Below are 14,002 nucleotides of genomic sequence, written 5' to 3'. Positions count from 1 at the left end.
CGGTGCGTCCTTCGACTATCCGCTTCGCGGACGCTCAGGATGACGAGGGCTTTGGGTGCACTCCCTCTTATCACCGACCCCTAGCCATGCCTCCGCGTCGCGGTCTGCCTTCGAAGGTTTGAGGGAGTTCTTCACCTGCGCGCGCCACGGGCGTAGAGCAGGGGCATGAACGCGCCCACGCCCATCGACACCCCCCTCGACCTCGCCGAAGACACCTGGACCGTCGCCGGCCGCACCTTCCGCTCGCGCCTGATCGTGGGCACCGGCAAGTATCGCGACTATGCGCAGAACGCCGCCGCCGCCGAGGCGGCCGGGGCCGAGATCGTCACCGTGGCGGTGCGGCGGGTGAACATCTCCGATCCCAACCAGCCGATGCTGATGGACTATGTGAAGCCCGACCGCTTCACCTACCTGCCCAACACCGCCGGCTGCTTCACCGGCGAGGAGGCGGTGCGCACCCTGCGCCTGGCCCGCGAGGCCGGCGGCTGGGACCTGGTGAAGCTGGAGGTGCTGAGCGACCCCAAGACGCTCTATCCGGACATGGAGGAGACGCTGCGCGCGCTGAAGCTGCTGGTCGGCGAGGGCTTCTCGGTGATGGTCTATTGCTCGGACGACCCGGTCTACGCCCGCAAGCTGGAAGACGCCGGCGCCGCGGCGATCATGCCGCTGGGCGCGCCGATCGGCTCGGGCCTGGGCATCCAGAACAAGATCAACATCGCCCTGATCGCCCAGCAGTCGAGCGTGCCGGTGGTGGTCGACGCCGGCGTCGGCACGGCCTCGGACGCGGCCATCGGCATGGAGCTGGGCGCCCAGGGCATCCTGATGAACACCGCCATCGCCGAGGCCAGGGACCCGGTGCGGATGGCCACGGCCATGAAGCACGCGGTGATCGCCGGGCGGGAGGCGTTCCTGGCCGGGCGGATGGCCAAGCGGATGTACGCTGACCCGTCATCGCCGCTGGCGGGGCTGATCTAGCCGCTGACAGCGGGGCGCCCTGCGTCTTCTTCCTTTCCCCCCTCGAAGGGGAAGGGGCAGGGATTGGGGGTGACGGCGGTTCAGCAAGCCGCACGTCGGCCAGCGTGTCGTCGAGCTGAGCGTCGGTTTAGCTTTCAAAGCTGGGACGTTCCGAGCCCTTGTCCGCCGCCGCATCACCCTCACCCCTAACCCCTCTCCCTTCGAGGGAGAGGGGGCTCAAGGGCGCCCCGAGCTTTTCGCCGTTCACTTCGCCTCCCGTTCTTGTTCATCCCCCGTTCGGGCAGCCCTGTCCAAGGTTAACAAACTTGGCCTAAGGTGGCCGGGCACGAGCAACGGGGGTTGTGGTGGCTTTGAAGATGGGATCGCGAGCGGCGCTGGCCGCGATGTGCGCAGTGTTGGCATTCGGCGCCTCGCAACCCGCAGGAGCCCAGGCGTCGGGGTTCGCGGAACGCATGGCTCCGGTTTCCCGGATTGTCGCCGAACAGAAGGCCGGGGGCGATATCGACACCCGCATCCGTCAATCGGCGGCGTGCCGGATCATGGTCGACGCGGTCGACCTTCTGATGGGGGCGCGGGTCTATCGCAATGAATTCGTCGGCGCCGAGAAGGCGCGTCGCGATGAGTACAGCCGCTGTGCGGGCGAGCGAATGGGTAAACAGTCCGAAGGCCGGCTCACCATGCGCCGCATCGCGCAGGGCCAATCGCGCCTCTATCGCGACGAGGCGTTCCTCGCGGAAATCTCAAGCCGATATATCGCGCCGCAGGATCTGCCGGCCTGGAAAGCCGCGCGGGTCGCGCGCGGCGAGGCCATCGAGGCGCAACAGGCGCAATTCGAAGCCGAGCGCGACAACCAGAGCCTCGCCAACCGTCAGCAGGCCCAGGTCGACAAGTTCCTGCACTATGTCGGTCTGGCGGCGGCGGCGGCGGTCGTCCTGGGACTCTTGTTGCTCCTCGTCGGCTTGCTGCCCCTGAGCGTCGATCTGAACGCCCGTCCGGCCCGCATCCGGGCGGCCGGCCGCCGGTTCACCCTGAATTCGGCCGCCGGCGTGACCCGCTCGCTGTCGAGCGACAATCGGACCGAATCCACGGGCGGCTGGGTGCATCACGATGCAAACTCGGGCGTGACGACCGTGGCCGGACCCGAAATCTACACGGTCCGCGACGACACGCTCTACTTCGTCGACGAGCATGGCCGCGATCAGGCTCAGCAATTCACCAACTGGCACATCAAGGCCCTGCCCGGACACAGGATCGGCGTGATCTGGGCCGTGCCCCGTTGGCGGAAGTACGGCGCCTACATGGGCTATTGGAACTTCGACCTGGACACCGGCGGCTGGGATGCAGAGCAGACACGCAAGATGTTCCGACTGAGCCCGCTCGGCCTCGTGCTGGTCTCGGGCGGCATCCTGGCAGGCAGCCTCGCGCTCAAGCTCTACGGCCTTTCCGTAGCCCTGATAGCGATAGCCGCCCTGGTCGCCTTCGCCTTCGCCTTGCCGCGCCTCCGGGGCGCGGCGTTCCGCCGCCGCTATCTGCCCGCGATCACCAGCGACCTGCGCAGCCGCGCGGACCAAGCGTTTTCGCGGGCGAACGGCGTGGGGCCGGCATAGCCCGGATCACGACAATTCATTGCCCCACGGAGCCATCCGACGCGCGGAGCATTGGACGGGTCTACAGGGCTTGGGATCGTCAGATGATCGCCTATCAACTCCACGCGCCCCCTGGCGGCGGTCAAGTTGTCGACTTCATCGCGATGGACGACGAGGGCGCGCGTTCGTTCGCCACCTCGCATTGCCTTCATGCCGATTGCGAGGTGTGGGACGGGGATCGGCTGGTGCACCGGCAGGTGGCGGAAGCGCGGGCAGACGTTCCGCTCGGCGGCTTGGCGCCGCCGAAGGCGGTTGGGTAAGGCGTCATCGAGAAAAAGCCTGGGTCCCGACTTTCGTCGGGATGAACCAGAGATTTGGGGAGGCTAGCGTGTCGCCCTCAGGTCCGCTTGAGCTTGGCCTCGGCGATCGCCTGCTTGAGGGCGGGCAGGTCGGCGCCGGGGATGACCTTGTCGCCGACGAAGAAGGCGGGGGTGCCTTCGACGCCGAGGGTGGTGGCCAGGTCGCGGACGTCCTGCAGGTGTTGCGTCACGGCCGGGTCGTTTCCGGCCGCCTTGGCCTGGGTCACGTTGAGGCCGGCCTGGGTGAGGACCGCGTCGAGGTTGCCGGCGGTGAGGGCCTTTTCCTCCATCAGGTGCTCATAGCCGGCCAGGTACTTGTTCTGGTCCTTGGCGCCGAGCTGGGCGCGGGCGGCGGCTTCGCTCTCGGCCCCGAAGATCACGAATTCCTTGAACACGAAGCGGACGTCCGGGTTCTCGCGCACCAGCTTGACGATCTCGGGCGCGGCGATCTTGCAGTAGGTGCAGCGGTAATCGAAGAACTCGACCACGGTGATCGAGCCGTTGGGGTTGGCCACGAAGTCGCGCGGATCGCGCTCCAGCGCCTGGCGGTGTTCCTTGACGGCGGCCAGGGTCTTGGTGGCGGAGGCCTGGGCCTGCCTTTCCTGCAGCCGGGTCATGGCCTCGGCGATCACCTCCGGGTGGTCGAGAAGGTAGGCGCGGACCTTGGCGTCGAAGACGGCGTCGGCGGGCGGCTTGCACGCGGCCAGGGATGCGGCGGCCAGCACCACGGCGGCCGTCATAACGATACGCTTCATCAATCCCCCGCGACGCCTCTGCGCGCCATGTCTCTCAGATCCTGGTCGGTCGGCTGGGACACCAGCACGATGTCGGTGGCCCGCCGCCAACCCGGAGTGTCCTTAGCGAGCATTTCGCGCGCCCGCATCGCGAAGGTGCGCGCCTCGCGCTTGGCGCCGAGGGCGAAATACTGCTCGGCTGTGGCCAGGCGGGCGTCGCCGTCCATGCCGAGGCTGTCGTAGGCCTGGGCCAGCAGGCGCCAGCCGTCGACGTTGTCGGTATCCTTGACCACCGCCTGCTTGAGGATGGCGATGCCTTCCAGCGTCTTGGCCTTGTCGTTCAGGTTGATCAGGGTCTGGCCGAGGTTGACGCGCAGCAGGGGAGCGTCGGGCTTCAGCTCCACCGAGCGGCGCTGGGCCGGCTCGGCCTCCTTGGCGCGGTTGAACTCGAACAGGATCTGGCCCTTGAGCTCCCAGAGGTAGGGGTTGTTCGGCTGGTCGGCGATCAGGGCGTCGGTCAGCTTCAGGGCGCGATCGGGCTCCTTGGTCTGGTAGTAGGCGATGGCGCGGGCGTAGCGGGCCGGATAGCTGGTGTCCGTTTCCTTGTACTTGATAAGGCTCTGGCCCGGATTGATGAAGCCGTCGAGCTTGGCCTTCATGATGGCGTGCTCGGCGATCTCCTCGGGGGTGTCGACGGCGCTGTAGTGGGGCAGGGCCTCGACGCGGCTGCGCAGCCGGTCGATGCGGTCGCTGGAGAGCGGGTGGCTGCGGAAGTAGGAGAACCGGCGGCTCTGGTCGAAGACTTCCTGGTAGCGGAAGTTGTCGAAGAAGTCGGCGAGGCCCTTGCCGGACTGGCCGGTGGCCTCCAGCAGGGTGGCGCCCGCCTGGTCGGCGCGGCTTTCCTGCTCGCGCGAATAGCCGAGGGCGCCGAGCTGGCCGAAGAAGCCGGCGTTGCCCAGCAGCACGGCGGCCCCGTCGGTGGAGCCGGCCATGGCGGCCAGGGCGCCGAGCCCCATGGTGAGGATCATCGGCACCAGGCCCGCGCGCTGCATGTCGCCCGAACGGAAGGAGTGGCCGCCGGACAGGTGGCCGACCTCGTGGGCGAGGACGCCCTTCAGCTCGTTGGGCGTCTTGGATTCCAGGATCAGGCCGGTGAAGACGCCGACCTGGCCGGGGGCCGCGAAGGCGTTGAGATCCTTCGAGCCGATCAGCATGACGCGGACGTTCTGCGGATCGAAGCCGGCCGCCTTCATCAGCGGGGCGGCGTCCTTGGCCAGGATCTCCTCGATCTCGGTGTCGCGGATCAGGGACATGCCGTCCTGCGCCCGGGCGACCGGGGCGGTCAGGCTGCAGGCCAGCGCCAGGGCGGCCGCGGCCGCCCCGATTCCACGGCGCCGGCGGGGCGCCGGGCGGCCGGGGACGCTGATCTGAAAACGGGCGGTCATGCTCGGCTCAGTCTCCGTTGCGCCCCCGCGCGCGCCTTATCCTAACCGGAGATCAGCCCCGGCGTCCCCACCAACCGCGTTTCGGCTTGGCGGGCGGCGCCAGGATCTCATTCGGATCGGGCGTTTTTTCGACCATGGGTGCGGGTTCCGGGGGCTCCGGAGGCGCGGGCTCCGGCGCCGAAGCGGCGACCACCAGTTCGGGGATCGGCTCGGGCAGGGGCTCGGGGTCCGGCGCGACGACCGGCTCGGGCGCGGCGACGACGGGGGGCGCGGCGATCTCCGCCTCGACCGCCTGGGCGGCCTCGGCGATGGCGGCGTCGGCGACCGGCTTGGCCTTGGCGCGGCTGCGGCGCGGCTTCTTGGCCGGGGCGGCCGGCGCGGCTTCCGGCAGCTCGACCCAGATCTCGCCCTCGAAGTCGTTGGCCGGGGCGATGGACTCGCTGGAGGCGATCACGAAGTCCGGCTCGGGCGCCACGGCGGCGACCGGCGCCGGGGCGGCGGGCGCCTGAGCCGTGGTCTGGGGCGCGGGACGGGGCTGGCGCTGTTCGCGGGGCTCACGCGGCTCCCGGGGTTCGCGCGGCTCGCGGCCACGGTCGGCGTTGGCGGCCAGCTCGGCCGGGTCGTGCCAGTTGAAGGGGTCGTCGAAGGGCACGCGCGGGCGGATCCAGACGAAGCCGTCCTGCGGCCGGGCTTCCTCGCGGACGCGACGGCCGCCACGGCGACCGCGACGGCGGCGACGGCGGGCGCCGTCGTCATCGTCGTCGGAGGCGCTGGCGCCGTCTTCGTCCTCGCCGTCCTCATCGTCGTCCGAGGCGGGGGCGGCGAGGTGCTCCGCGTCGTCGCGACGACCGCCGCGGCGGCGACGGCGACGGTTGCGACCGTTGCGCCCGCCTTCGTCCCGCTCGCCGCGAGGCGGCGGATGACCGCCTTCCTCGTCCTCGTCGGACTCGGCGGCTTCCAGCTCGAGCTCTTCCTCCTCCTCGTCCTCTTCCTCGTCGAAGACCTCGTCGTCGAGGTCGAGGGGCTCGGGGGCGGAGGGCAGGGCCAGGGCTTCGGTCAGCGGGTGCAGGGAGTGCGGGCCGCTGGCGGTGCGCTCGATCTCGTGGGCGTCGGTCCCCAGGCGCTCGTCGATGGTGATGGTGACGAACAGGTGGTGGTGCTGGTGCACGCGCGTGAGATAGGCGCGCTTTTCGTTGAGGATGTAGAGGCCGACCTCGCGGGAGACCTTCAGGGTCACCTCGCCGCCGCCCTTCAGGGCCTCGATCTCGACCGCGCGCAGGGCGGCCAGCGCGCTGGACTCCACCGTGCGGACGCGGCCGGCGCCCTGGCAGTGTTCGCAGACGTGGGTGGTGGCCTCCAACACGCCGGTGCGGCGGCGCTGGCGGCTGATCTCCATCAGGCCGAACGGGCTGATCTTGCCCATCTGAACGCGGGCGCGGTCGTCCTTCAGGCAATCCTTCAGGGTCTTTTCGACGGCGCGGTTGTTCTTGCCCTCATCCATGTCGATGAAGTCGATGACGATCAGGCCGGCCAGGTCGCGCAGGCGCATCTGGCGGGCGGCCTCGGCCGCGGCTTCCTGGTTGGTCTTGAGGGCGGTGGCCTCGATGTTGCGCTCGCGCGTCGCCTTGCCCGAGTTGACGTCGATGGCGACCAGGGCCTCGGTCTGGTTGATGACCAGATAGCCGCCGGATTTCAGCGGCACGACCGGCGAGTAGATCTGGGCCAGGGTGTCTTCCACCTTGTGGGCCACGAACAGGGGCGTGGCCTCGCGGTAGAGCTGCACCTTCTTGGCGTGGCTCGGCATGATCATGCGCATGAAGTCGCGCGCTTCGCGGAAGCCGGCCTCGCCCTCGACGAAGACGCCGTCGAGGTCCTTGTCGAACAGGTCGCGGATGGCCCGCTTCACGAGGTCTTCTTCCTCGTAGATCAGGGCGGGGGCGACCGACTGCATGGTCTTTTCGCGAATGTTCTCCCACATCCGCATCAGGTATTCGTAGTCGCGCTTGATCTCGACCTTGGTGCGCTTGGCGCCGGCGGTGCGGATGATCAGGCCCATGCCCTGCGGCACGTCCAGCGCCTGGACGACGCTCTTCAGGCGCTTGCGGTCGCTGGCCGCCTCGATCTTGCGGCTGATGCCGCCGCCGCGGGCGGTGTTGGGCATCAAGACGCCGTAGCGGCCGGCGAGCGACAGGTAGGTGGTCAGGGCCGCGCCCTTGTTGCCGCGCTCTTCCTTGACGACCTGCACCAGCATGATCTGCCGGCGGCGGATCACTTCCTGGATCTTGTAGCGACGCATCAGGCGACGGCGGCGGCGCGCCACCTCCTCGTCCATGTCGTCGTCGCCGGCCGATTCGACGGGCTCGCCGTCCTCGTCGAGGTCGGGGCCGTGATCGTCGTCATCCTCGGCTTCCTCGCGCAGCAGGGCTTCGCGGTCGGCGAGGGGGATCTGATAGTAGTCCGGGTGGATTTCGTTGAAGGCCAGGAAGCCGTGACGATTGCCGCCGTACTCGATGAAGGCGGCCTGCAGGCTGGGCTCTACGCGGGTGACCTTCGCGAGGTAGATGTTGCCGCGAAGCTGCTTGCGGGTCTGGCTTTCGAAATCGAACTCTTCGACGCGGCCGCCGTCAGTGACGACGACCCGGGTTTCCTCCGCGTGGGCGGCGTCGATAAGCATTCTCTTGGTCATGTAGTGGGGCTCCGGGGCGCGCGAGCTCTGGGCCGCGCCGCCGCCATGATGCAGGGGCGCGCGCAGCCGCGACGGTCCGACCAACGCCGCGAATGGCGCGAATGTCGGTTATCCGTGAGCGGGCGTGTGCGACGCAGCCCATGAGGTTTAAATCCCTGGTCGCGCCTGGGGCGCGGATCGGATGATGCGCCGGCGCCTAAGGAGGCGAGACTGGCGCGGTAAGGTGGTGGTCTCTCACGCGTTACGCCAGTCCGCCCTCGAAAATCGGGTGACGGCGGCGATCGCGCAGGCGGACTTAGCCACAACGCCGGTGAAAAGGAAAGCCGCGCGATTTCAAGGCGAGGTTTGATGTTCGGTTAATGCTTTTTCTACACGCGGCGGGTTAGAAGCACGGCCTTGGATGCGTCGAGTTCGGGCGCACAGGGTCCGTGTGGGTTGGAGCATTAAGCGTAGGATGAACGGCTGGGTCCGCTCATGCGCCGTGGTTTTCGCGGGGCTCGTCGCCGGGTCGATGGCCGGCCCGCAGCCGGTGACGGCGGCGGGGCAGGGCGTTCTGCGCGTGCGCTTCGGCGGCGACCGCGTCGAGACCCGCATGGTGCTCGACCTCGACAAGGCGGTCAGCGGCAAGCTGATTTCCGATTCCGCTTCCGGACTGGTCATCGGCCTGAGCGACCTGACGGTCCCGGCCGCCCAGGGCGGCGACGGCGAAGGCCTGGTGAAGAGCTGGACCGTCGACCGCGCGGCCGGCGGGGCCCGGCTGGCCCTCAATCTCTCGCCCGGCGCCAAGATCAGCCGCCGCTTCCTGCTGCCGCCCGCCGACGGCGTGACGCACTATCGCTATGTGCTCGACATCAAGGCCGCCGACGGCAGCGAGGCGCCGCCGGTGGTTTCGCCGACCTCGGGCAAGCCGCCGACCAAGGCGATCGCGGTGAGCAACAAGCCGATCAAGGCGCCGCCGATCCGCTTCAAGAAAGTCATCGTGGTCGACGCCGGCCACGGCGGCCGCGACCCCGGCGCGCTCGGCGCCTCGGTGCAGGAGAAGGCCGTCACCCTGGCCGCGGCCAAGGCCCTGAAGGCGCGTCTGGAAAAGAGCGGTCGCTTCGAGGTGGTGCTGACCCGCAGCTCGGACGTCTATGTGCCGCTGGACGAGCGGGTGCAGATCGCCCGCCGCGCCGACGCCGATCTCTTTATCTCGCTGCACGCCGACAGCGGCCCCGACGCGGGCACCCGCGGCGCCAGCGTCTACACCCTGGCCGACCGCGCGGCCGGCCGGGTGAATGAGATCGTCGATCCCGACGACTGGCTGATGAAGGCCAACGCCCCGGGCCGCGACCGGGCCATCGGCCAGATCCTGCTCGACCTCTCGCAGCGCGCCACGAAGAATCGCTCGGCCACCTTCGCCGAGATGCTGATCGAAAAGGTGGGCGAGGAGCGGCCGCTGCTGCGCCGCAGCCACCGCGAGGCGGGGCTGATGGTGCTGCTGGCGCCGGACGTGCCGGCCGTACTGCTGGAAATGGGCTTCATCACCAACCCCGGCGACGAAAAGGCCCTGACCCACGAGGCGACTCGCAAGCGCGTGGTCGACGCGGTCGGCCGTTCGATCGAGGCCTATTTCGACCGCGAGACCCGCATCGCCGCGCGCTGATCCGGGCTGCGGCGGCGTGACCGTCGCTCGACCGTTGGCGCCTTGAACGGACCACGCTAGACACGGCCAAAGCGGGCGATGCGTCCCCGCGGAGGTTCGTCGGCTTGAAACCCCCCGAAAGATGGGTCGCCATTGCAGGCGTCGCCGTGCTGAGCGCCATCGCGGTCGCCGGCTTCGCGGTGGCCATCTATGCGGCGTGGCTGTTTCACGACATGCCCGACGCCGGCGACCTGCAGGACTACCGCCCGCCGACCGCGACGCGCGTCTACGCCTGGGACGGCACGCTGATCGGCGAGTTCAGCCGCGAGCGGCGCATCTTCGTGCCCTACGACAACATTCCGCCGCAGCTGGTGCAGGCCTTCCTGGCCGCCGAGGACCGCAACTTCTTCCAGCACGGCGGCGTCGACGTGCAGGGCTTCGCGCGGGCCATGGCCAAGAACGTGATCAACGCGGCGCGCGGCCGTCGCCTCGAGGGCGGCTCGACGATCACCCAGCAGGTGGCCAAGAACGTGCTCTTGACCAGCGACGCCACCATCGGCCGCAAGCTGAAGGAAGCGATCCTGGCCCGGCGGCTGGAGCAGACGCTCGACAAGCCGCAGATCCTCGAGCTGTATCTCAACGAAATCTGGCTGGGCTATCGCAGCTACGGCGTCGGCGCGGCGGCCTATAATTACTTCGGCAAGTCGATCAACGACCTGACCCTGGCCGAGGCGGCCTATCTGGCGGCCCTGCCGAAGGGCCCCGACAACTATCACCCGACCCGGCGCAAGGCGAACGCCATCGCCCGCCGCAACTGGATCCTCGGCGAGATGGCCGACCTCGGCTGGGTGAGCCGGGCGGAGGCCTCCAAGGCCATGGCCGAGGACCTGAAGGTTCAGGCCGCCCCGGCCCGCGCCAAGTACCGCGACGCCGACTATTTCGTGGAGGAGGTCCGGCAGCGGGCCACGGCCACGCTGGGCGCCCACCTGACCGAGGGCGGCTATTACATGCGAACGACCCTCGACCCGGCGATGCAGACGGCGGCGCGGATCGCCCTGCAGGACGGGCTGGAGCGCTATGACCGCCGCCACGGCTGGCGCGGCGCCTGGGCGCATGTCACCTCGGAAACCACCACCGGCTGGGAGGCCGAGGCCCGCAAGCACCCCAAGCCCTCCGAACGCGTCGAATGGCGGGCGGCGCTGGTGGAATCGGCCGACGGCGGCGTGCGCGTGCGCACCGAGGACGGGGATACCGGCGCCCTGGCCTCGGAAGACGTGACCTGGGCGCGCAACGGTCGCCGGGCGCTGAGCAAGGGCGACCTGATCTTCGTGCAGAAGGCCGACGACGGCGGCTTCCGCCTGAAGCAGGCGCCGGCGGTGAACGGGGCCCTGGTGGCGATGGAGCCCTATTCGGGCCGGGTGCTGGCCCTGGTCGGCGGCTACAGCTTCAGCCTTTCGAACTTCAACCGGGCGACGCAGGCGATGCGGCAGCCGGGCTCGTCGTTCAAGCCGTTCGTCTACGCGACGGCGCTGGAGAACGGCTACACGCCGGCCAGCATGATCACCGACGCGGCCATGACCTTCCGCGGCGCGGACGGCCAGGACTGGAGCCCGGAGAACTATTACAAGCGCTTTTACGGCACCCAGCCGCTGCGGCGGGGCCTGGAGCTGTCGATCAACGCCATGACCGTGCGGCTGGCGCAGAACGTCGGCATGAAGAAGGTGGTCGACATGGCCAAGCGCACGGGCATCGTGCGCGAGATGGCGCCGGTGCTGGCCATGGCCCTGGGCGCCGGCGAGACGACGCCCTTCAACATGACGGCCGCCTACACCGCCTTCCCGAACGGCGGCCGCAAGGTGGACGCCCACCTGATCGAGCTGGTCGAGGATCGCGAGGGCAAGACGATCTTCAAGGCCGACAAGCGCGACTGCGAACGCTGCGACGCCGGCTTCAACGGTGACGAGAGCCCGCGCATTCCGCCACGCGGCACGCGGGTGATGGACCCGATCACGGCCTTCCAGATCAGCTCGATGCTCGAAGGCGCCGTGCAGCGCGGCACCGGCACCGGGGCCAGGATGCCGGGCCGCGCCGTGGCCGGCAAAACCGGCACCACCAACGAGTACCGCAGCGCCTGGTTCATGGGCTTCACGCCGCAGATCGTGGTCGGGGTGTTCGTCGGCTTCGACGACAACCGCAGTCTCGGCAACGGGGAGACGGGCGCGCAGGCGGCCGTGCCGATCTTCGCCCAGTTCATGCAGACGGCCGTCAAGGGCCTGCCGCCGACGCCGTTCAAGGCTCCGAAGAACGCCGTGTTCCGCCCGGTGAACGGGGTGATGGAAGCCTTCCGCCCAGGCTCGGCGCCACGCGAGGAGGCGATCGTCAACCCGCTGGGCCCGATCCCCTACAACCAGCTGCCGATCATCGGCCTGCCGACGGCTCCGGCGGCGCCCGCGCGGCCGGCGCCCGAGGCGGCGCCAGATCTTTCGGGGCTGTTCTGAGGGGGAAACCCCCTCCGTCTCGGCTGCATAAATCCGCCCCGTACATGACGTGGCGTGGGTGGTTCTTGTATCCACAATAAATTGACGCACCGCTTTTTTGTGGATACAAAAAGGCGGTGCTCACATTCGACCCTGCCAAGGATGGCAAGAACATTGCTAAGCACGGGGTATCGCTGGCGCGCGCGGCGGATCTCGAAGTGATCATGGTCCGCCCGGATACCCGCCGCGACTACGGCGAGCCCCGGTTCAACGCCTACGGCGACATCGACGGTAAACTCCATGCTTTCACCTTCACGGTTCGGGGTGCGGATGTCCGAGCGATCAGCCTCCGGCGATGTCGAGAGGAAGACTTACCGCCGGAATGAGCGCCAGCGGCGCGGTCGGGCCGCGGATGATGGATGGAGACGATGATGACGATGAAAACAATCAAGCCGGAACTGCCAGGCGGTCCCGAACTGGACGAGGATGACGCGCCCTACCTTACGCCCGAGATGATCGCGACGCTGCGCCCTGCCCATGAAGTCTTGCCGCCGGAGGTGCTCGCCAACTTCAAGAACAAGGGAGGGCGGCCGAAGTCCGAGCGCCCCAAGTGGGTCGGCAACATCCGGCTGAACCCCGACGTCGTGGATTACTACAAGGCCAGCGGCGCGGGCTGGCAGACGCGGCTCAATTCCGACCTTGAGCAACTGGTCGCGAAGAAGCGCGCCTAAAGCGACGTGACGGAGGGAGCCTCGGCGCTCCAGCCTTGTTCCCAAGCCGGGCAGGGGCTATCTCCGCGCCTCCCAAGTTGATGCGAGTGAATCAATGAGACCGGATGTTGCGGCCGCCGCGGCCGACATCGAGCAGTCCATCGGACTGCTCAGGAGGCGTCTTTGACTGGGAACCGGCCCTAAGGAAGCTCGACGAGCTCAACGCCCGTTCCGAAGACCCCACCCTGTGGGACAGCCCCAGCGCCGCCCAGGCGCTGATGCGCGAACGTAACAAGCTGGCCGCTTCGGTCGGCGCCGTTCAGGCCATCGAAAAGGACCTCGCCGAGGCGCTCGAATATGTCGAGCTGGCCGAGATGGAGGGCGACGAAGCCCTGCTTGAGGACGGCCGCGCGCAGCTGAAGGCGATCAAGGAGCGCGCCGGCCGCGCCGAGCTGGAAGCCCTGCTCAGCGGCGAGGCCGACGGCAACGACGCCTATATCGAAATCAACTCCGGGGCCGGCGGCACCGAGAGCTGCGACTGGGCCGGCATCCTGCTGCGCATGTACACCCGCTGGGCCAACGCCCACGACATGTCGGTCGAGCTGGTGGAAGAGACGGCCGGCGATCAGGCCGGCATCAAGTCGGCGACCCTGCTGGTCAAGGGCGAGAACGCCTACGGCTGGTTGAAGACCGAGGCCGGGGTGCACCGCCTGGTGCGCATCAGCCCCTATGACTCCAGCGCCCGGCGGCACACCAGCTTCGCCTCGGCCTGGGTCTATCCGGTGGTCGACGACACCATCGAGATCGACATCAACCCGTCCGACGTGCGGACCGACACCTACCGCGCCAGCGGCGCGGGCGGCCAGCACATCAACAAGACCGACTCGGCCGTGCGTCTGACGCACATCCCGACCGGCATCGCCGTGGCCTGCCAGGCCGGCCGCTCGCAGCACCAGAACCGCGAGGAAGCTTGGAAGATGCTGCGCGCGCGGCTCTACGAGATGGAGCTGCAGAAGCGCGAGGCCGCCGCCCAGGCGCTGGAAGACCAGAAGACCGACATCGGCTGGGGCCACCAGATCCGCAGCTACGTGCTTCAGCCGTACCAGATGGTGAAGGACCTGCGCACCGAGGTGGAGACGTCGGATACGCAGGGCGTGCTCGACGGCGATCTGGATGCGTTCATGGGCGCGGCGCTGGCGCAGCGGGTCGGGGCGACGCGGGACGCGGTGGAGGGGTAGGGGCGGCGCTCCGCAGCCTTTCAAAGTCGAGGCGTATCAGAAAAACACGACCCTTCCCCCTGGATGGGGGAAGGGCAGGGATGGGGGGGGCGCCCTGTCCGCGATAGCGGATTTGGCGGCTCTTCCCCGGCGCGCCGATGCCCTGACTTCCTCACGGCGACGGCTAGT

General features: G+C 68.8%; 11 protein-coding genes. 8 read left to right on the top strand and 3 right to left on the bottom strand.

What is annotated here, in order from left to right; translation table 11 throughout:
• Positions 1-165: 165 nt before the first annotated feature.
• The 3 genes from ACFLIT_RS03190 (at position 166) to ACFLIT_RS03180 (ending at position 2,881) form a co-directional block, all read left to right on the top strand.
• On the top strand, positions 166-975 hold the full coding sequence (locus tag ACFLIT_RS03190; RefSeq protein ID WP_479909717.1) for a thiazole synthase: 810 nt from the start codon (positions 166-168) through the stop codon (positions 973-975).
• A gap of 344 nt (positions 976-1,319) precedes the next feature.
• Positions 1,320-2,582 carry a hypothetical protein gene (locus ACFLIT_RS03185; RefSeq protein ID WP_479909716.1) on the top strand — a complete coding sequence of 421 codons (1,263 nt, stop codon included), beginning with the start codon at positions 1,320-1,322 and terminating at the stop codon, positions 2,580-2,582.
• An 83-nt stretch (positions 2,583-2,665) separates the two neighbouring features.
• Positions 2,666-2,881: a hypothetical protein gene (locus ACFLIT_RS03180; protein WP_479909715.1), complete on the top strand. Its 216-nt coding sequence runs from the start codon at positions 2,666-2,668 to the stop codon at positions 2,879-2,881.
• 77 nt (positions 2,882-2,958) lie between these two features.
• Here ACFLIT_RS03180 and ACFLIT_RS03175 read toward each other — a convergent pair whose 3' ends face one another.
• The 3 genes from ACFLIT_RS03175 to ACFLIT_RS03165 are packed head-to-tail and all read right to left on the bottom strand — an operon-like array spanning position 2,959 to position 7,785.
• The gene (locus tag ACFLIT_RS03175) at positions 2,959-3,675 is read right to left on the bottom strand and encodes a DsbA family protein (RefSeq protein WP_479909714.1); all 717 of its coding nucleotides are present in this window, start codon (positions 3,673-3,675) and stop codon (positions 2,959-2,961) included.
• The gene (locus ACFLIT_RS03170; protein ID WP_479909713.1) at positions 3,675-5,099 is read right to left on the bottom strand and encodes a M48 family metalloprotease; all 1,425 of its coding nucleotides are present in this window, start codon (positions 5,097-5,099) and stop codon (positions 3,675-3,677) included. The genes ACFLIT_RS03175 and ACFLIT_RS03170 overlap by 1 nt, the downstream gene beginning before the upstream one ends.
• A gap of 52 nt (positions 5,100-5,151) precedes the next feature.
• Positions 5,152-7,785 (bottom strand): Rne/Rng family ribonuclease, encoded by a 2,634-nt coding sequence (locus tag ACFLIT_RS03165; RefSeq protein ID WP_479909712.1) that lies wholly within the window; start codon positions 7,783-7,785, stop codon positions 5,152-5,154.
• 454 nt (positions 7,786-8,239) lie between these two features.
• On the opposite strand from ACFLIT_RS03165, the gene ACFLIT_RS03160 reads away from it, so the two are divergent.
• The 5 genes from ACFLIT_RS03160 to prfB all read left to right on the top strand — a co-directional run bounded on the left by ACFLIT_RS03160 (position 8,240) and on the right by prfB (position 13,834).
• Complete coding sequence (locus ACFLIT_RS03160; RefSeq protein ID WP_479909711.1) at positions 8,240-9,430, top strand: N-acetylmuramoyl-L-alanine amidase family protein; 1,191 nt, start codon at positions 8,240-8,242, stop codon at positions 9,428-9,430.
• A gap of 104 nt (positions 9,431-9,534) precedes the next feature.
• Positions 9,535-11,907 carry a penicillin-binding protein 1A gene (locus tag ACFLIT_RS03155; RefSeq protein WP_479909710.1) on the top strand — a complete coding sequence of 791 codons (2,373 nt, stop codon included), beginning with the start codon at positions 9,535-9,537 and terminating at the stop codon, positions 11,905-11,907.
• A gap of 116 nt (positions 11,908-12,023) precedes the next feature.
• A complete protein-coding gene (locus ACFLIT_RS03150) occupies positions 12,024-12,272 on the top strand; it encodes a BrnT family toxin (RefSeq protein WP_479909709.1) in 249 nt (82 codons plus the stop codon).
• Positions 12,273-12,305: 33 nt separating this feature from the next.
• On the top strand, positions 12,306-12,617 hold the full coding sequence (locus tag ACFLIT_RS03145) for a BrnA antitoxin family protein (RefSeq protein ID WP_479909708.1): 312 nt from the start codon (positions 12,306-12,308) through the stop codon (positions 12,615-12,617).
• A gap of 94 nt (positions 12,618-12,711) precedes the next feature.
• A protein-coding gene (prfB, locus tag ACFLIT_RS03140; protein ID WP_479909707.1) for a peptide chain release factor 2 occupies positions 12,712-13,834 on the top strand; the annotation gives its coding sequence in 2 pieces (ribosomal slippage) (positions 12,712-12,780 and positions 12,782-13,834; 1,122 coding nt in all).
• Positions 13,835-14,002 lie beyond the last annotated feature (168 nt).

The sequence above is a fragment of the Caulobacter sp. HJHS_5 genome (assembly GCF_056683955.1).
Note: the sequence above shows the minus strand (reverse complement) of the source record. Positions and strands in the feature narration are given on the sequence as shown.